Origin of the sequence: Exiguobacterium sp. s16, from assembly GCF_018618115.1 — a bacterium.
Lineage (GTDB): Bacteria > Bacillota > Bacilli > Exiguobacteriales > Exiguobacteriaceae > Exiguobacterium > Exiguobacterium mexicanum_A.
The window spans coordinates 201,076-218,530 of record NZ_JACSLM010000003.1 but is presented as its reverse complement, the minus strand read 5'-3'; the positions used below and the strand labels follow the sequence as shown (position 1 = coordinate 218,530).

Here is a 17,455-nt window from a genome sequence, read left to right as displayed (position 1 = left end):
CAAAAAAGACAGGGTTCCCCCTGTCTTTGAATCAACTTAGCTTATAGACGCGACCTTCGAACGGCTTCAAATGAAGCAGTGTCGTCTCGTCATGCGGCTCGAGCGGCATGTTTTTCAAGACGACGTCTTCTGAGCGAAGCGTGATCTCCGTCGCAAAGATGGCTTCTTTCCCTGTCAAATTCGTCATGACGAGGTATTGCGAGTCACCGAGCGTGCGTGTGTACGCGTAAATCTCTGGGTGCTCCGGCAAGACGATGTCATACGTCCCATAGACGAATGTCTCATCTTGCTTGCGAAGACGAATCATCTCTTTATAGAAGTTGAGAATCGAGTCGTCGTCTTCGAGCTGGGCGCCGACGTTGATGTCCGTGTAGTTCGGGTTGATGCCGAACCACGGCGTCTCCGCGAACGTGAAGCCCGCGTTCGGGGCGTCGCTCCACTGCATTGGTGTGCGCGTGTTATCACGTGACGAGTTCCACGTGATGTCCATCATCTCGTCATGGCTCTTGCCGTTCTCGAGACCGATGTAATACCGGTTGCGCGTCGCGATATCATCGTACTGGTCAATCGAGTCGAACTTCACGTTCGTCATGCCGATCTCTTGGCCTTGATAGATGAACGGCGTCCCTTGCATGAGGAAATACATCATCGCAATCGACTTGGCGCTTTCTTTCCAATAGCGCTCGTCATCACCCCATGATGACACGGTCCGCGTTTGGTCATGGTTCTCGACGTAAAGGGCGTTCCAGCCGTCCGCTTCGAGGCCTTTTTGCCATTTCGTGAGGACGTTCTTCAAGTGGACGACGTCGAGCTTCGACTCGGCGTCTTCACGCCAGAGACCCATGTGTTCGAATTGGAACACCATGTTCATCTTGCCTTCCTTCTCGCCGACCCAAAGGTGGGCATCGTCAGGCGAGACGCCGTTCGCTTCGCCGACCGTCATGATGTCGTGCTTGTTGAACGTCTCGTCGCGAAGTTCTTCTAAATAACCGTGAATCCCGTCGACGTTCATATGCATCTCGAACGATGGCACGAAGTCGAGGCCTTCCGGGTTCGGCAAGTCGCCGAACGACGGGTGTTTGCGGATGTGGCTGATTGCATCGACACGGAAACCGTCAATCCCCTTGTCGAGCCACCAGTTGATCATGTTGTACACCGTCTGGCGCATCTCCGCGTTCTCCCAGTTCAGGTCCGGCTGTTTCTTCGAGAAGACGTGCAAGAAGTATTGTTCCGTCGTCTCGTCAAACTCCCAAGCCGACCCGCCAAAAATTGACTCCCAGTTGTTCGGTTTCGAGCCGTCGGGTTTGCCGTCACGCCAAATGTACCAGTCACGCTTCGGATTGTCTTTCGAGCTCTTCGATTCGATGAACCATGGGTGCTCATCCGACGTATGGTTGACGACGAGGTCTAACAGCAATTTCATGCCGCGCGCATGGACTTCCGTCAACAGACGGTCGAAATCTTCCATCGTCCCGAACTCGTCCATGATGGCTTGATAGTCGCTAATGTCATAGCCGTTGTCATCATTCGGCGATTTGTACATCGGACAAATCCAGATGACGTCGACGCCGAGGTCTTTCAAGTAATCGAGTTTGTCGATGATGCCTTGAATATCGCCAATCCCGTCCCCGTTCGCATCATAAAAACTGCGCGGGTAGATTTGATAAGCGACAGCTTCTTTCCACCAGTTTCGTTTCAGTGTTTTCGTTTGTGTGTGTTGGTCACGTTGTAAAAGTTGCATGTGTCAATGATACTCCCTTGTCCCTAAACTCACTGCGCATCCTATATACTAATATCAGTGCTGTTGTCTCTTTATCTCGTTAGCGCAATCGTTTGCACGATTACAGTAAGTTTATCTTACCAAAAATCATTCCACGACACAAAGATGTTTTCAACAGCTTACTCATCGTGTACCCTACACGAATTTGAAATGAAATGAAAGTGAGGCGACTTACATGATCCGTTTGGCCACACAGGCCGATCTCTCGGCAATCGATCAACTGATTTTAACGAAAGCGCAATCGTTTCGGGCCGCTGGAAAAACGCAATGGCAAAAATATTTAGAGCCGAGTCGGACCGATTTTGTGACCCATGACGTCACGAACGGAACCGTCTATGTATACGAAGTGAACGGAGACATCGCCGGGTCGGTCAGCTTGATCCCACCGACGTCTTGGGACGAAAACTTGTGGGACGATCCTGACGCGGCCGTCTATTTACATCGCCTCGTCGTCGATGACCGGATGAAAGGCCGACAAGTCGGTGAACAGTTGATGCGTTATGCGCTTGCAGCGACGTCGGATCGAGTTCGCCTCGACTGCGTCGCCACGAATCACTTCTTGAACGCCTATTATCCCCGCTTCGGCTTCAATTATGTCGGCGAACGAGATGGATTCTCTTTGTTCGAAAAAGAGGCTTGACCTTGACGCGACGTCAACGTGTACGCTGACTTCAAGGAGGTGAGGACATGTACACGATTCAACAACTCGCGACACTCTCTGGCACGACCACAAGGACGTTGCGTCATTATGACGCCGTCGGTCTGCTCGTCCCGGAACGTGACGTCAACGGCTATCGGCGCTACTCGTCGCATGATGCCGAGCGGTTGCAGACGATTCTGCTGTATCGTTCGCTCGACTTCCCGCTCGAGACGATTCAAGGCTTACTCGAAGCCGAACCGTTCGATCGGACCCGTGCCCTCGAAGAGCAAGTGACCGCCCTGCGCGCGAAAGCCGCCTATTTTGCGACACTCGCCGAGACGGCGGAATCGACGCTCACCTCACTGAGAGGAGGAATTCCAATGGAAGACAAATCGTTGTTCAAGGGATTATCGTTTGACGAACTGAAAGCCCATGAAGCGAAGCACGAGGCGGAGACAGAAGAACGTTGGGGCGAGAGCGAGGCGTACAAGACGTCACGTGCGCGCGCCGACAAGCGATCGAAAGAGGACTGGGAAGCGCTCAGTCAACAACAAGTCGATCTCGTCAAGCCGCTCGTCGACTTGTTCATGGCCGGCGTCCCGGTCGAAGACCCGCGTGTCCAAGCGGCCGTCCGGGCGAACCACCTGTTCATCAATGACCAGTTTTATGACTGCTCGCTCGACATGTTCAGCGGACTCGGGCAGATGTACGTCATGGACGAACGTTTCACCGCGTTCTATGACAAGTACGCGCCTGGACTGGCCGTCTATTATAATGACGCCATCCAACACTATTGCATCACCCAAAGCTAAACGGCCAAAGCATCGCGCTTTGGCCGTTATTTTGCCGTTCGACGGTCATACACATCTTCCTTTAGCAATAACTCGATTTGACGTCTCAAGAGCGGGAGCGCCGTCGTGAGCTGCAAGTACGGATACGTGGCAAAATTATCCGTCCCGCCGATGTAGAGCACGGCCCGGTCGACCACGGACCAGCCCCGCTCGGTCCACTGTTCGATTCGTGCCTCACAGACGTCCGGTTTGGCCCGGAACGCCCAGTACGCTTGGAGTTGTCCTTCTGCCATCGTCGGTGCGACCGTCAATACCGGACAGTCGAATCGGGCGAGGACGCTCGGGTCAATCGACCCCGTCTCATGGGTGACGATGAGCTGCGGGTCGAGACGATCGAGCCACATCGTCGTCTTCGTATCGTTCAATGAGGTGACACGTAGAATGTGGTGGAACGGAATTGGCTCATCGTTCAATGGATAGCGACCTTTCAGTTCTCGGATCCGCGCCCGGCTCGAAAGGCGCATGACAGGCGACGTCAGCCGGACGTATATATGCGTCAGCCAATGCTTGATGGATTCCGGACGATGCTCGCTCGGTCCATCTTCCTGAATGACATGGGTCACCCCTAAGTTGCGGATCGCATGATAGACGTAGGCAGATGTCCGGTGTTCTCCAATGAGTAGTACGATCGGTCGGCCCATTTTGTCCCTCCCCTTTCCCTTCCTCCGAACGCCTCTCATCCGTGTCGCTCCTGCGTCGAGACGACGGCCGGGCGGCAACGGTCCGCCACTTCTTCCATCGATAAACTTTCAAATTGATACGTTTGATGCAACGTTTCATAATGGGCGATGATTTCACCCAACAAGGCCATGTTTTCGGATACATGTTTGCCGAAGTTGTGCGGGTGCCACCAAAGATGGAATACTTCCCCCCGTTTGGCCGCATGCGTCATGCTCCGTTTGATGCGCCGCACTTTGAGTCGGTCGAGGAGTCGGAGCGCCGGCACGTAAGGTCGAAGGAATCGGCTCGATGGGACGTTATAAGGAGATGATTGCCGAATGGCTGCCCACGAGACCGTGTGGTGCCCCGTCAAATTGACGTAGGCATCAAGCAGACGAAGGGCCCGTCGGCCTAATCCCTCATCCCCTCTCGCATCGGCCCGATAAATGTAATGGGTCTCATTGCCGCGATAGACATCGATTCCGACTTCTTGCGCCGCTTGGAAATGCGCCGGGCTCGATTGATTGCGCGGATAGACGATGCTCTGAATGGGTAAGTCTCGACGTGCGGCCACCCGCTTCGCCGCCTCGAGATCGGCCTTGAACGCCTCGATGGTCACTCCTTCTTCTAAACAAGATAGATGACAATACGTATGCGTCCCGATGGTTTGACCAGGCGTCGCCGCGATTTGATCGACGAGTGATTTCCCGAAGTGATACGGGTCGACCGCCTCGTCCGCCCCGACGTGCTGCATCCAATTGTATGAAGAATATTCGGGATGCCGATACGCCGGTTGAATCGTCGGCAAGTCTTTCAATAGCTCTGCTTTCGTCTCATAGAACAGGAATCCGACCGTCGCCCAAGTCGCATGAATCTGATGCGCGGCAAACAAGTCGAGCAAGCTCGGCACGACTTGCCGGACCCCGAGTAGATTCTCGCCATACGCCTCAATCGTCGTACCGTCAAACGTGCCCCAGTTCAATTCAAAATCTAGTGAGATGACAAACGCTCCGTTCATCGAGACCCCTCCTCTGTCTTCACTTCTTTCCTTCACACGACTCACGAAGCTCTAGTTCGGCGAGCGCCCGTTTCCAGGAGCCGTATCGACGGGATACTTTGGCGACACTTGGTCGTCTATGTTGTTTCGCCCATTTTTGATAGGTGATCGCGTTGAATGGCACGACGACCCGACTTGCTTCTAGCAACGATTGGACGATTTCTGCTTTTTCACGTTCTGGCTGGACGGTAAAATGGAGCTCCTCTAGACGCTCTACCGTTTTCACGGCCAGACTCCAAGACCCGAAATGGGAAATAATATCACCTAGGGAAGGACCGGGATGATCTTTGACCCATTGTTGGTAATGGGTGCTCGTCAACTTCCCTTCCTGTTCAAGTGCGAGCCGAAGCGCTGCAACGAGTTCTTGTTGGGTATAGTGCTTTCGGGCTTCTAAGAGGCCGGCTGCTTTCAAGGCGCCGGTCCATGACCCGTAAAAATTGAGAACGTCGAGAAATGTCGGGACGTCCCGGTCTCGGCTCCAGAGCTGATATTGTTTAACCGTGAGGGTCGGAGTCAGAGATGCAGCGGCTCGAAGCGCTTGAATGATCTCTGCTTCCCGGTTCATCGTTCGTCCTCCTCAGACACTTTGTTCCGTGACGATCGAGCGCGTATCGAGCACGGTCTGGATGACTTGCTGTTGTTCCCCGAGGGTCAAGTCGGATCCCGATGGAAGGCAGATCCCATTCTCGAACAGACGCCGACTGACATCTTCTCCATCGACCGTCACATATTCGGCATCGCGATACACCGGTTGCAGATGCATCGGTTTCCAGACAGGACGGGATTCGATGCCGGCACTGGCGAGTCGCTCCATCACCGTGTCTCGGTGCAAGTCTGTCTGATCCAACTGCATGGCGGTCAGCCAACGATTGGCCCGTGAGTGTGGGACTTCTTGCTGATACGTCGTCCCGAGCTGACGGAACATATGCTCATAGCGAGCGAACACGCGACGTCGTGCTTGAACGCGCTGCTCAATCACTTCGAGCTGTCCCCGACCGATCCCGGCCGAGACGTTGCTCAATCGATAGTTATAGCCGACTTGTTCGTGCTCATAATGCGGTGCGTCTTCCCGAGCTTGCGTGGCCAACTTGAGCGCCAACTGTCTCGTTTCCTCATTCGGCACCATGAGCATGCCGCCGCCTGATGTCGTGATGATTTTATTGCCGTTGAACGAATAAAACCCGATGTCCCCAATGGTTCCCGTCATTTGCCCGTGCCACGTCGAGCCGAGTGATTCGGCCGCGTCCTCGATCAATGGGACACCGAACTCACGACAGATGTGGCGAATCTCACCGATTTTCGCGACGACGCCGTATAGGTGGACGACGATGACCGCTTTCGGAAGTTTCCCTTTCGTCGCGGCTTGGACGAGCGCTTTCCGAAGCGCGTCTGGCGACATATTCCACGTCGTCGTTTCCGAGTCGATAAAGACCGGAATGGCGCCGACGTAACGGATTGGATTGACCGATGCGACGAACGTGAGTGACTGACAGAAGACCGTGTCCCCTGTCCCGACGCCGAGCGTAAGTAGCGCCAAATGGAGGGCAGCCGTCCCTGAGCTTGTCGCCAAGGCGTACGGATGGTCTGCGTAAGCGGCGACTTCCGCCTCAAACGCGTTGACGTTTGGCCCAAGCGGGGCGATCCAATTGCTCGCGAACGCCTCTTCGATGTAGGCCATCTCACGGCCCGACATATGGGGCTTCGATAATAGGATGTTCATTTGATGCCCTCCTTCATCATGGTTTTATACGAGATATACCAATCGACGACTTGCTCGAGTCCTTCAAACAGCGATGTGCTCGGGCTGAAGCCGATCAGCGTGTCGAGCGTCGGGACGGCCGACTGCCGAAGTACCGACTCGCGCATCGGCAACGACGTCTTCGCCGATTTGTTGAGGATATGTCCGATGTCGGACAGTAACGTTTGGACGTTCACGTAGTCGGAGGCCGGGATTTGGAAATATCCGACTGGCGACATCCCGGTTTGAATCAAGCGAAGCAAGCGGACGACCGATTCGACGACATCATCGATATAAGAGACGTTGATGATATCCGTCGCGTAATACCCTGAGAGTCGGACACCGCGGTCGACGGCGACAATGGCCTTTGACACTAGCGTCGAGGCATCGTCCCAAGGGCCGAAGACGTCTTCTGTGAACAGATGGATCACCGGACGTTCCCCGTCTTCCTGTTTTATAGGCAAGTCGAACGTGATGAACGATTCAACCGGGACCCGTTTCGTTTGGATGGCGATGTAGCGTTTCATCAACTCGTAACGTTCCAGCGGCTCTTCACTTCCGTTATGGCGACGGGTCGAACATAAGATGATGTGGCGCGGTTCATGTCGCTTCAAAATGCTGCGTATGACCGTCTTGTTGACGAGTGTCGTACGAATCAACTGAAACTGCGGGTGCGTCAAGACATAGAGACGTTGTTTGGCGATTCGCGTCTTGTGCCGCCCTTCATCGTCAATCCCGACGACATCAAACCCTTCCTGCAATAGCCGACGTGCGATATGAAACCCTTGGAAACTGGCTACCCCGACAATAAGAACCGTTTGATCGACCATCATTCTCCCCCTCTTCACTCGTTATGACCTTCAATTTCCGTCAGCGAGGCGTGTCCCGGCAATGTGAGGACGCATTCGCTTCACGCCATGTGTAAAGAGACGATCGATGTCTCGGTCGAGGTCGTCACTATTGGCGATAAAGAGCAGCAGGTAGGTCAGGGCCTCTTGGTCGTCTCGTAACGTCTCAATCAGGTGCAGCACGGAAGCGACGGTCGTGAAGGGACGGGTCCGGCCGACAAAGATTTTGGGGAAGACGTTCGCTTCTGGACCGAGTTCGCTCGCGGCGAGCAATTCTTCATATAACTTCTCACCCGGACGAATGCCGGTGACTTCAATGTCGATCTGTTCGGTCGTAAAACCGCTCAACTCGATCATTTTCTTCGCCAAGTCGATGATTTTGACCGGCTCGCCCATGTCGAGCACGAAAATCTCTCCCCCTCTGGACAAGACGCTCGCTTGGATGACAAGCCGACTCGCTTCCGGGATGGTCATGAAGTAGCGGGTCATCTCAGGATCGGTAACGGTGACCGGTCCGCCCCGGAGAATCTGTTCTTTAAAGAGCGGTACGACCGAGCCGCGACTGCCTAAGACATTTCCGAAGCGTACGACTGCGAAGATCGTCTCGCTCGTTCGGGCTTTCTCTTGGACGACCATCTCGGCGATTCGTTTTGTCGAGCCCATCACGTTCGTCGGATTGACCGCCTTGTCGGTCGAGACCATGATGAAGCGGCTCACGTTATGCCGGGCCGCGACATCGACCATATGTTTTGTCCCGTAAATATTGTTTTTGACGGCTTCGAGCGGATTGTCTTCCATGAGCGGCACATGTTTATGAGCGGCGGCATGATAGACGATGTCCGGCTGGTACGTACGGAACACATCTTCGAGCCGAGCTTCGTCTTGCACATCCCCGATGACCGGGTGCAGAATCGTCTCCGTGCCGAGCCCACGCAACTCTCGCTCGATCAAGTAAATGCTGTTCTCCCCATGACCGAGGAGAATGATTTCTGCCGGGGCGAATTTGATCAATTGGCGACACAACTCCGAGCCGATTGAGCCACCGGCGCCAGTGACGAGCACAGTCGCGCCTTCGACATGGCGAGATATTCCAGATATGTCCAACTGGACCGGCTCACGTCCTAGCAAATCCTCGATTTTCACTTCGCGAATCTCGTTGATGGAGACTTTTCCGGTCGCCAGTTCCGAAATCATCGGCAAGGCGTGGGATTCGGCTCCTGTCTTCTCGATTCGTTTCAGCAAGGCGAGACGCCGTGTATAAGGCAAGCTTGGAATGGCCAAAATAACCACTTCGATACCATGTTCTTGAATGATGCGTTCCAAATCGTCCGTCATCCCGAGGACCGGGACACCGTGGACGTAGAGTGCCTGCAGTTGCGGGTTGTCGTCGAGCAGACCGACGACGCAGAGGACGGTCGTCCGATGCTCCTTCAACTCGCGGACAATCAACTGTCCGGAATCCCCGGCTCCGATGATGAGTGCTTTTCGTCCCGGATGGTTCGAATGGGGTTTGAACACGTCAAACACATGGTTGCGGGCTAAGAAGCGGGTGAACAAGATGAGGTTGAATGCGAGCAACCCTTGTACGGCGATGATCATCCCAAGGCCAGCCCCGAAGTGGAACTGGTTGTAGGCGTACAACACCAAGTCACTGCTCAGTAAGGCGATGGCGACTTGTTTCATCTCATGGACCGAAGCGTAACGCCAGTCGATGCGATGAATCTTCAAGACGCTCCCGACGAGACTGAAGCTGACGATTTTAATGGCGACCATCATCAACATCTCGCTCGATTCGAGTGCCGCGTACGACGTGATCGTGGAGAACATCAGTTCAAACGTCGCGTACAATACAAACGAGACGATCAAGATGTCGAGACATAAAAAGAGCAAATTGCGTTGATTCTTCCGATAGACGTTCACAAGTGTTGCCATGGTAGTTCGCACCTCCAAGAGTCTGAGTTGTTCGTTCGTGGTGTAGGTTGGAATGCGCAAAAGATGCGTCGATGCTAGTAAACTACCCGACTATCCTCAACAAGTTTAAAGATAAAACGAGCTTTTTCTCATTAACGACATAGATGCGAAAAAGGAGTTCACGAAATTATTATCATGATTTCATTCACATAATGAATAATTGTCGGACAAACGGGAAATGGAAATACATATAACCCGAATTGGGTATCGTTTACATTATTTTGAACTTAGCTAAAACGCCACATAAGGAGGTAGAAATCGATCGTAAGCATCCTTTTTGACTAGCTCGTTGACTCTTCAACCAATACATGCTGTTCATTCACACCAAGAGACCTTCCGAGACGCTCGCTGCGTCTCCCTCCAAAGGAGAGACACCAAGATGAAAAAATGGACACGCCCTCAAATCGTACAAGCGTTGCAGTTAGCTGCTCAAGAACATGCCGAGCTCGATTCGAAACGGTATAGTGTATGGTCGCAAACCAAAAATGTCCCGTCCCTTTCCACCGTCATCCATCAGTTCGGGTCTTGGCGCGAGGCGCTCGCCGCTGCCCAAATCCAAATGTCGTTCCATTACTACTCGGATGAAGACATCCTCCGCGCGTTGAATCAAGCCGCCGAGGAGTTACCGCTCTTCACGAGCCAAACGTATCGGGAATGGTCGAAAGTGACACGCTCCCCGTCGCTCACGTTGATCAGCAGTCGTTTCGGCTCCTGGTCGAACGCGCTCCGGGAAGCGAAACTTCAGACGACCGCCGCGAAAAACAATGAAGAGCGCATCATCCAAGCCTTGATTGAAGCGTCCGAAGAACTCGAACGTCTTACGTCCCAGCACTACGCCATCTGGGCCCAAGAACGCGGTTATCCGACAGTCGCGACGATCGCCCGGAAATATGGATCTTGGAGCTACGCCTTGTTCGTCCTCGACATCGCCCCGCCGAAACGGAAATGGGACGAAGAAGATGTCATCGAAGCCCTCCGCGTCGCGAAACATGAATTGTCACACTTCAGTATTCTGCATTACCGGAAATGGGCCGAGGGACGTAACGTGCCGAGCACGTCGACCATCAACGCCCTCTTCGGCAGTTGGACGGCCGCATTAAAATGCATGGAAGAACAGACGATCACCCAATAACAAAAGCCCTGTCTCATCGTGAGACAGGGCTTTTGTTCAAGTGACGATCGAAATGAATAGCGGGATGCCGATGAGCAAGTTGAACGGGAACGTGACGGCGAGGGCGAGCGTCAAATAAAACGACGGCTCCGCCTCCGGGACCGATGCTTGGAGCATGGCCGGTGCGGCGATGTACGACCCGCTCGCCGCGAGCGTCATAAGCAGAATCGTTCCCCCATCAGACAGTCCAGCCATTCCGGCAGCGAGAAAACCGATGGCCGCGCCGACGAGCGGAAACGTCATCCCGACGACTAAAAACTTCATCCCGTACGACGGTAGCGTCTTCAGCTGATGACCGACCTTTACGCCGAGGCTGAGCAAGAACAACAGCAACACGCCTGGGAACAAATCGACAAAAAACGGGGTTAATGCCGACGTATCCGGGGTGACCAGCCCGACAATGAGACCAGCCAAAAGCAGCAAGATGCTTTTCGAGAGCAGACTGTCACGGATGACGGTGAGCGATTGGGTCGGTGCGGCCGTGATGCCGAGGACGCGGCTTTGATTGTATAACAACAGCGCGACGACGAGACCCGGAATTTCGAGGACGACGACGAGCGTTGTCATGAACGGCTCATAACTGATGCCGAGACGTTCGAGCTGCGCCGTCGCGGCGACATACGTCACGAGCGAGACCGAGCCGAACGTCGCGGCCATGGCGATGCGTTCCGGAAACGTGAACTTCAAGAACGCTCCAAGGCCGAACGCGACGAGCGGAAGTACGAGACCAAGCACGAGCGTGACGGCGAGCGGGAACGCCGACTCGTCCATCGATACCGAGGCGAGCCCCATCCCTCCTTTCAATCCGATGGCAAGCAGTAAGTATAGGTTGAGCGTGATGCTGAGTGACTCAGGAATCTTCAAATTCGATTTGCCGAGAGCGGCAATCACACCTGTCACGAATAGGAGCACCGGGGCGCTCGTCAATAAAAACATCAATTGTTCCATCTTTTCCTCCTGGACGACAAAAGCGCACACCAAAGAAAGGTGTGCGCTGCATGCCGACGGCTCGAACACGTTCGCTCCGTCTAGCCGACAACTGTCGGGTATTTAGTTCGTCAGCTCCGGGACAGGACGACGGGAATGTCGCACGGACACTTCCCAATCCTGAACCGTCTCTGCTTCTAGTGTAAAAATGTCGTCACGGCTTGTCAATCCCGCCATCCCATGGTGCATCAAGTCGAAAGACGATGAGGCGTTCCCCTGTCTTCGTGCTGATATCCGTGTGAAGCGAGACGAGACGCCGACCGAGCACGTCATGTAAAATCGCCTCGAGTTGGGCTCGCCCTGATTCGACGAGGTTATTGCGATATTTCTTCAATTGCTCACGACCGGCCGACTTGGCGGCCAGTTCGTACTCGGCCGGGGTCAAGACGCCCTGAAGCGTCACGATGGCCAAGTCGCGGAGCAGGTCTGCTTTACACGTCAAAGAGCCGCGCCCGAGATACTCTTTCTCCCATTGGGTGATGCGAGCACTCAGTTCCATTTCGAGCTGACCTTTTTTCGGCATCGTTACTTCACGAATCCGATCATCATCTCGCGAAGGATTTTCGCGGCGGCGATGGCCGTCATGTCCGATTGGTCATATGCTGGTGATACTTCGACGAGATCGGCACCGATGATGTCGATGTCGGCGTTCGCGATGGCGTGCACTGCTTCGAGCAATTCTTTCGTCGTGATGCCACCGATTTCTTGCGTACCCGTTCCCGGTGCAGCCGATGGGTCGAGGACGTCGATGTCGATCGTGACGTACACTTTCTTCCCGGCAAGCGTCGGCAACACGCGTTTGAGCGGTTCGATCACTTCATATTTATACATGTTATAGCCGACTTCTTTGACCCAGTCGAACTCTTCTTTCATCCCAGAACGAATTCCGAACGAGTAGCAGTTAGACGGTCCGATCAGTTCGGCCGCTTTTTTGAGCGGTGTCGAGTGCGACAATGGCTCACCTTCATAGTCGTCACGGAGGTCCGTGTGCGCATCGAGGTGCAAGATGACGAAATCATCCCCGTACGCATCATGCATCGCCTTGATGACCGGCCATGTGACGAGATGTTCTCCCCCCATACCGAGTGGGAACTTGCCTTCTTTGATGATGTCTTTGACGAACGATTCGATCATGTCGAGTGATTTCTGGGCGTTTCCGAACGGGAGCGGGATATCGCCGGCGTCATAGACGGCGGCTTCCGTCAAATCACCATCAAGATAAGGGCTATATTCTTCGAGTCCGATCGAGACTTCACGGATTCGGTTCGGACCGAATCGTGAGCCTGGACGGAAACTGACCGTCCAGTCCATCGGCATACCGTAAAGGACCGTCTTCGCGTCCGTCACTTCCGGCAAGCTCGCGATAAACACTTTGCCTGAGTAGGCTTCATCGAAACGTTTAATCATTTCGTCAAGTCCTCCACAAATTTAGGAAGGACGAAGGCCGCATTGTGAAGCTTCGGCGTGTAGTACTTCGTCTCGATGTCATGGAAACGCTCGGCCGGCACTTGTTCTGGGTCGTACTGTTTCGAGCCGATCGTGAACGTCCACATGCCGCTCGGATACGTCGGTACGTTGGCAGTGTAGAGCTTCGTGATTGGGAAAATCTCTTTCACGTCACGTTGAACCGTTTGGATGAGCTCTGGCGTGAACCATGGGTTGTCCGTCTGCGCGACGAAAATGCCGTCGTCTTTGAGCGCTCTCGAGATGCCGGCGTAGAATCCTTTTGTGAACAAGTTGGCCGCTGGGCCGACCGGTTCTGTCGAGTCGACCATGATGACGTCATACTCGTTCTCTGATTCGGCGATATGCATGAAGCCGTCACCGACGATGACTTCAACACGCGGGTTGTCGAGTTCACCTGCGATATTTGGTAAGTATTTCTTCGAATATTCAATGACTTTCCCGTCGATGTCGACGAGAACTGCTTTTTCGACTGATGGGTGTTTCATAATCTCACGGATGACGCCACCGTCTCCGCCACCGACAACGAGCACATGCTTCGGATTCGGGTGTGTGAAGAGTGGGACGTGAGCCACCATCTCGTGATAGACGAATTCGTCCTTATCCGTCGTCATGACCATTCCGTCAAGCAACAACATTGTTCCGAACTCGTCCGTTTCGACCATTTCTAGTCGTTGAAACTCCGTTTGTTCGCTCTCATAAACGTGGTTTACACGGAACGTGATTCCGTAATCTTCTGTTTGGTGCTCCGTAAACCATAATTTTAATTTTTGGTCCATCGATAGAACCCCTTTCTGTTCAAAAAGTTGTTCGTATGCGAGTGGCGTTTTGAGGCGCTTCTTATTCATACGATAGGAAGTATACAAAAACTGTACCCATTTTGCACGATTTTTTTATTTATTTACCTCGATGTGTGAGTTTTAGGTGAGTTTTGTCCGATAAACTGATTAGAGAGTATTTCGATTATTTGAAAGGAGGGATCCTATGTGGTCTCCTTGTACCGCCTGCTCCACGACCATCCCATTTTTTGAACGGGGCCTCGTCGTCGTCAATGACAAGCCCCACCCGTACGACTCATTTGACGAATTGACGCAACGCCTCGCCGCTGTCGAGGAAGACGTGTACTGTGTCGACCCGGCCACCAAACGCCAGACCGCCGTCGTCTCGGCGAGCGACCTGCTTGAACAAATCGCCAACCGCGACACAATCGAATTGATTCAACACGGTGACTTCGAGAGCCACTTGCAACCGATCATCCATCTCGACACCGGAGAACGGTTCGGCTACGAGGCTCTTCTCAGAAGCCAGAACAACGTCTCACCGGGCGAACTGTTCCGGGCCGCGAACCGATTCGGGCTTCACTCGAAGCTAGATCAACGTGCTCGCGCCGAAGCGATCAAAGCGACGTATCACGCCGTCGAGCCTCACGAGAAGACGTTCATCAACTTCTTGCCCTCGACGATTTATAACCCAGACTATTGTCTCCAACACACGTTCGAGATTATCGACCGGTACGGACTCAGTCCCGATCGTTTCATCTTCGAGGTCGTTGAGACGGAGAAAGTCCAAGATGTCGCCCATTTGCAACATGTGTTCTCTACATATAAGAAGCGTGGTATGAAAGTCGCCCTCGATGATGTCGGCGCTGGCTTCTCGACGCTCGATATGTTGAAGCGACTTGAGCCCGACTATGTCAAAATCGACCGGTCGTACATCTCCTTCTGCGACCAAGACGCCGAGAAACGAGCGTTCTTGAAAAACGTACGTCAATTGACGCGCTCAATGGGCATCACCATCCTCGCCGAGGGCATCGAACGCCCCGAAGAAGTCGACGTCTGTCGCGAACTCGGGTTCGACCTCGCCCAAGGCTATTATTTCGGTAAACCGTCTCCTTATGCGCTTTGACGCAATGAAGGCCTAGAGCACCCGCTCTAGGCCGTTTTTTTAATCCTCGTCTTCCTCTTCGTCCATGTCTTCTTGCATCTCTGTATCTTCATTGTTCATCGGTTCTTCCTCTGCTCCCCCGCAAGCCCCGAGGATGATGCCCGTCGCCAACAGCGACGCGGCCAATGCACCTTTCTTTTTCATCATGAACACCCCTTTTTACGTTGTGTCGTACAGTACGGTTAATTCCCTCGCGCTTCATGCTGAAACGTTTTTTAGGTTAAGAACGTGTAAACGGTGGAATGAATCTAGTGATGACAACTGAACAGAAAGAAGGTGTACTTGTTGAAACGACGCGTCTGGCAACTCCTCATCATGATTGTACTCGGCATCTTCCTTCTTGGTTTGCTTTACTCGATCGACGGGCTCATCCCGTTCCTAATTGGGGCCGCCATTCTCATTCCGCTCATCGTCGGCTGGCATATCTTATTTGACCATGTCCAACCGCAGGCCAAGCTCGCCTGGCTGCTCGCCGTCTTGTTCATTCCGTTCCTCGGTGCCCTCGCCTGGGTACTGTTCGGCCGAACACCTCGACGACACCGACGCATCAAACGGACCTCGACCGAGATTCGGATGTTCCGGCAAGCAATCGAGGCCGAACGGATCGAGACAGCAAACGACGTGTCGGATCGCTTTCCTCTCACGCGCACACTCGAGAAGCTCGGCGCGACCGGTGCGGATGGTCACACGTCGACGAAACTGCTCGTCAACGGCGAGGAAAAATTCGATGCGGTGATTAAAGATATCGAGCAAGCGACCCATCATATCCACGTCCAGTATTATCTATTCCGGACCGATGAAATCTCGCTCAAAATTCGTGACGCTCTCATTAAACGATCCAACGAGAATGTCACCGTCCGCTTTTTGTATGACGGCCTCGGCAGCCAAGAGATTAGCGAAGCGTTTCTCGAACCGCTCCGCGAGTCCCGCGTCCACGTCGAAGCGTTCGACCCGGTCGTCCACCCGCTCCTCGTCTTTAACGCCAACTTCCGCAACCATCAAAAGTTGATCGTCATCGATGGGCGAATCGCTTACACCGGCGGACTGAACGTCGGGGATGAATATCTCGGGAAACATAAAAAGCTTGGATTTTGGCGTGATACCCATCTGCGCCTCGAAGGACCGCTCGTCCGGGAACTTCAGCGTTTGTTCGTCGAGAATTGGCTGTATGCCGGTCATGAAGACGATACAGAACGCTGGGACTTGTTCGCCGACAGCAAACATTTACCGGAGTATTTTATCGATGACCCGCAACCGGACAACGGGGCGACACAGCTACTCGTCACGTCTCCCGGGAAAGATGTCACGATCCGAGACGGGCTCATTACGCTTTTGATGGAGGCGAAGGAGTCGATTTGGATTACGACACCATATTTGATTCCGCCTCCCGAATTGCTCGCGCTGTTAGAAGTCGCCGGCCGGCGTGGCATCGATGTGCGAATCGTCGTCCCCGGAAAAGGAGACGAATGGTTCAGCTTCCATGCGACCGAATATTATTTCGAACAACTGCTCAAACGGAACATTCGGATTTATAAATACAATCGCCATTTCATCCATGCAAAAACCGTCCTCATCGATGGCAAGATTGCGCTCGTCGGGACGGCTAACTTTGATTTTAGGAGCATGTACTTGAACCACGAGATGACAATCGCCCAGTATGAGACGTCGTCCATCCAACAGCTGCAAGAAGCGTTCTTGAAAGACTTTGATGAGTCGATTCTCATCGACTGGTCAATGCTTCGCAAGAAATCGAGCGGCAAACGTTTCATCGAAGCGTTCTGTCATATCTTCTCGCCACTCCTTTGAGACAAGCGCCAAACCGCATACAGGATAAGGAGAACCGCAATGAGACCGAGTTGCCAGCCCGCGGCCACGTGTAAGACCGCCGCGACCGCGAGCGCCTCGATCAACAATGCCGGCACTTTCCCAATCGTGCTCGCTACGGCGAAGGACGGGAGCGACATCCGGCTGAACGCGGCCGACAGCGTGACGAGTCCGGACGGTACGAACGGCATCAGCCTCAGCCCGAGGACAAGAAACCATGCCTCAATACCATCTGCTTCGCGGAGCCGTTTCAAACGCTCCCCATCCGGTGAGGTGAACCGGTGGAGCGCTTTGTGATAGAGAATAAAACTGAGCACAGCACCCACGGCCTCGCCGACGATAGAGACGGCGACGCCCGGTCCAAATCCTAGCAGTTGCACGTTCAACGCCGTCAAAAATGCGCTCGGTAATATACCGGCGACGGCGATGAGCATATTCAACAAGATACTGATCACAACAAACAACGGGATCGGCAAAGCTGCCCATTCCATATAAAAACCTCACTTCATTTGAAAAGGCT

18 protein-coding genes are annotated in these 17,455 nt (G+C 53.6%); 5 read left to right on the top strand and 13 right to left on the bottom strand.

Annotation, left to right across the window (positions count from 1 at the left end; translation table 11 throughout):
* Positions 1-31: 31 nt before the first annotated feature.
* Positions 32-1,741 carry a glycoside hydrolase family 13 protein gene (locus KNP86_RS08105; protein WP_285800903.1) on the bottom strand — a complete coding sequence of 570 codons (1,710 nt, stop codon included), beginning with the start codon at positions 1,739-1,741 and terminating at the stop codon, positions 32-34.
* Between the two features lie 214 nt (positions 1,742-1,955).
* Between KNP86_RS08105 and KNP86_RS08100 the strand changes: the two genes are divergently transcribed.
* Both KNP86_RS08100 and KNP86_RS08095 read left to right on the top strand, forming a co-directional pair.
* Positions 1,956-2,420 carry a GNAT family N-acetyltransferase gene (locus tag KNP86_RS08100; RefSeq protein ID WP_214753658.1) on the top strand — a complete coding sequence of 155 codons (465 nt, stop codon included), beginning with the start codon at positions 1,956-1,958 and terminating at the stop codon, positions 2,418-2,420.
* Between the two features lie 47 nt (positions 2,421-2,467).
* The gene (locus KNP86_RS08095) at positions 2,468-3,232 is read left to right on the top strand and encodes a MerR family transcriptional regulator (RefSeq protein ID WP_214753656.1); all 765 of its coding nucleotides are present in this window, start codon (positions 2,468-2,470) and stop codon (positions 3,230-3,232) included.
* Positions 3,233-3,258: 26 nt separating this feature from the next.
* Here the strand turns inward: KNP86_RS08095 and KNP86_RS08090 are convergent, their stop codons facing one another.
* The 6 genes from KNP86_RS08090 to KNP86_RS08065 are packed head-to-tail and all read right to left on the bottom strand — an operon-like array spanning position 3,259 to position 9,506.
* The gene (locus KNP86_RS08090; protein WP_214753654.1) at positions 3,259-3,912 is read right to left on the bottom strand and encodes a hypothetical protein; all 654 of its coding nucleotides are present in this window, start codon (positions 3,910-3,912) and stop codon (positions 3,259-3,261) included.
* Positions 3,913-3,947: 35 nt separating this feature from the next.
* On the bottom strand, positions 3,948-4,949 hold the full coding sequence (locus KNP86_RS08085; RefSeq protein ID WP_214753652.1) for a polysaccharide deacetylase family protein: 1,002 nt from the start codon (positions 4,947-4,949) through the stop codon (positions 3,948-3,950).
* A 19-nt stretch (positions 4,950-4,968) separates the two neighbouring features.
* On the bottom strand, positions 4,969-5,553 hold the full coding sequence (locus KNP86_RS08080) for a hypothetical protein (RefSeq protein ID WP_034779310.1): 585 nt from the start codon (positions 5,551-5,553) through the stop codon (positions 4,969-4,971).
* Between the two features lie 12 nt (positions 5,554-5,565).
* Positions 5,566-6,708, bottom strand: a complete 1,143-nt coding sequence (locus tag KNP86_RS08075) for a DegT/DnrJ/EryC1/StrS family aminotransferase (RefSeq protein ID WP_214711082.1) — start codon at positions 6,706-6,708, stop codon at positions 5,566-5,568.
* The gene (locus KNP86_RS08070) at positions 6,705-7,559 is read right to left on the bottom strand and encodes an NAD-dependent epimerase/dehydratase family protein (protein WP_214753650.1); all 855 of its coding nucleotides are present in this window, start codon (positions 7,557-7,559) and stop codon (positions 6,705-6,707) included. The genes KNP86_RS08075 and KNP86_RS08070 overlap by 4 nt, the downstream gene beginning before the upstream one ends.
* Positions 7,560-7,586: 27 nt before the next feature.
* A complete protein-coding gene (locus tag KNP86_RS08065) occupies positions 7,587-9,506 on the bottom strand; it encodes a polysaccharide biosynthesis protein (RefSeq protein WP_214753648.1) in 1,920 nt (639 codons plus the stop codon).
* 418 nt (positions 9,507-9,924) lie between these two features.
* Here KNP86_RS08065 and KNP86_RS08060 point away from each other — a divergent pair, with 418 nt between their 5' ends.
* Positions 9,925-10,677 carry a homing endonuclease associated repeat-containing protein gene (locus KNP86_RS08060; RefSeq protein WP_034779320.1) on the top strand — a complete coding sequence of 251 codons (753 nt, stop codon included), beginning with the start codon at positions 9,925-9,927 and terminating at the stop codon, positions 10,675-10,677.
* A 36-nt stretch (positions 10,678-10,713) separates the two neighbouring features.
* On the opposite strand, the gene KNP86_RS08055 is transcribed toward KNP86_RS08060, so the two are convergent.
* From KNP86_RS08055 to speE, 4 genes are all read right to left on the bottom strand, one after another.
* On the bottom strand, positions 10,714-11,664 hold the full coding sequence (locus tag KNP86_RS08055; RefSeq protein ID WP_214753646.1) for a sodium-dependent bicarbonate transport family permease: 951 nt from the start codon (positions 11,662-11,664) through the stop codon (positions 10,714-10,716).
* 193 nt (positions 11,665-11,857) lie between these two features.
* A complete protein-coding gene (locus KNP86_RS08050) occupies positions 11,858-12,226 on the bottom strand; it encodes a Na-translocating system protein MpsC family protein (RefSeq protein WP_034779329.1) in 369 nt (122 codons plus the stop codon).
* Positions 12,227-12,228: 2 nt separating this feature from the next.
* The gene (speB, locus tag KNP86_RS08045) at positions 12,229-13,110 is read right to left on the bottom strand and encodes an agmatinase (RefSeq protein ID WP_034779331.1); all 882 of its coding nucleotides are present in this window, start codon (positions 13,108-13,110) and stop codon (positions 12,229-12,231) included.
* Entirely contained in the window at positions 13,107-13,946 is an 840-nt protein-coding gene (gene speE / locus KNP86_RS08040) for a polyamine aminopropyltransferase (protein WP_138858739.1), read from the bottom strand. The genes speB and speE overlap by 4 nt, the downstream gene beginning before the upstream one ends.
* Before the next feature lie 205 nt (positions 13,947-14,151).
* Between speE and KNP86_RS08035 the strand changes: the two genes are divergently transcribed.
* Complete coding sequence (locus KNP86_RS08035; RefSeq protein ID WP_214753643.1) at positions 14,152-15,072, top strand: EAL domain-containing protein; 921 nt, start codon at positions 14,152-14,154, stop codon at positions 15,070-15,072.
* Between the two features lie 39 nt (positions 15,073-15,111).
* Here KNP86_RS08035 and KNP86_RS08030 read toward each other — a convergent pair whose 3' ends face one another.
* Complete coding sequence (locus KNP86_RS08030) at positions 15,112-15,258, bottom strand: hypothetical protein (protein ID WP_214753641.1); 147 nt, start codon at positions 15,256-15,258, stop codon at positions 15,112-15,114.
* Positions 15,259-15,387: 129 nt separating this feature from the next.
* On the opposite strand from KNP86_RS08030, the gene cls reads away from it, so the two are divergent.
* The gene (gene cls / locus KNP86_RS08025; RefSeq protein ID WP_052090184.1) at positions 15,388-16,917 is read left to right on the top strand and encodes a cardiolipin synthase; all 1,530 of its coding nucleotides are present in this window, start codon (positions 15,388-15,390) and stop codon (positions 16,915-16,917) included.
* On the opposite strand, the gene KNP86_RS08020 is transcribed toward cls, so the two are convergent.
* The gene (locus KNP86_RS08020) at positions 16,893-17,426 is read right to left on the bottom strand and encodes a TVP38/TMEM64 family protein (protein WP_214753639.1); all 534 of its coding nucleotides are present in this window, start codon (positions 17,424-17,426) and stop codon (positions 16,893-16,895) included. The two genes, cls and KNP86_RS08020, sit on opposite strands and share 25 nt — an antisense overlap.
* Positions 17,427-17,455 lie beyond the last annotated feature (29 nt).

Bases quoted from the DNA above. Each gene is read 5' to 3' on its own strand.
- KNP86_RS08085 (WP_214753652.1), bottom strand. From the start codon at position 4,949: ATGAACGGAGCGTTTGTCATCTCACTAGATTTTGAATTGAACTGGGGC.
- KNP86_RS08065 (WP_214753648.1), bottom strand. From the start codon at position 9,506: ATGGCAACACTTGTGAACGTCTATCGGAAGAATCAACGCAATTTGCTC.
- KNP86_RS08020 (WP_214753639.1), bottom strand. From the start codon at position 17,426: ATGGAATGGGCAGCTTTGCCGATCCCGTTGTTTGTTGTGATCAGTATC.
- KNP86_RS08035 (WP_214753643.1), top strand. From the start codon at position 14,152: ATGTGGTCTCCTTGTACCGCCTGCTCCACGACCATCCCATTTTTTGAA.
- speE (WP_138858739.1), bottom strand. From the start codon at position 13,946: ATGGACCAAAAATTAAAATTATGGTTTACGGAGCACCAAACAGAAGAT.
- KNP86_RS08055 (WP_214753646.1), bottom strand. From the start codon at position 11,664: ATGGAACAATTGATGTTTTTATTGACGAGCGCCCCGGTGCTCCTATTC.
- KNP86_RS08090 (WP_214753654.1), bottom strand. From the start codon at position 3,912: ATGGGCCGACCGATCGTACTACTCATTGGAGAACACCGGACATCTGCC.
- KNP86_RS08070 (WP_214753650.1), bottom strand. From the start codon at position 7,559: ATGATGGTCGATCAAACGGTTCTTATTGTCGGGGTAGCCAGTTTCCAA.
- KNP86_RS08080 (WP_034779310.1), bottom strand. From the start codon at position 5,553: ATGAACCGGGAAGCAGAGATCATTCAAGCGCTTCGAGCCGCTGCATCT.
- KNP86_RS08095 (WP_214753656.1), top strand. From the start codon at position 2,468: ATGTACACGATTCAACAACTCGCGACACTCTCTGGCACGACCACAAGG.
- KNP86_RS08100 (WP_214753658.1), top strand. From the start codon at position 1,956: ATGATCCGTTTGGCCACACAGGCCGATCTCTCGGCAATCGATCAACTG.
- KNP86_RS08060 (WP_034779320.1), top strand. From the start codon at position 9,925: ATGAAAAAATGGACACGCCCTCAAATCGTACAAGCGTTGCAGTTAGCT.
- speB (WP_034779331.1), bottom strand. From the start codon at position 13,110: ATGATTAAACGTTTCGATGAAGCCTACTCAGGCAAAGTGTTTATCGCG.
- KNP86_RS08030 (WP_214753641.1), bottom strand. From the start codon at position 15,258: ATGATGAAAAAGAAAGGTGCATTGGCCGCGTCGCTGTTGGCGACGGGC.
- KNP86_RS08105 (WP_285800903.1), bottom strand. From the start codon at position 1,741: ATGCAACTTTTACAACGTGACCAACACACACAAACGAAAACACTGAAA.
- KNP86_RS08050 (WP_034779329.1), bottom strand. From the start codon at position 12,226: ATGCCGAAAAAAGGTCAGCTCGAAATGGAACTGAGTGCTCGCATCACC.
- KNP86_RS08075 (WP_214711082.1), bottom strand. From the start codon at position 6,708: ATGAACATCCTATTATCGAAGCCCCATATGTCGGGCCGTGAGATGGCC.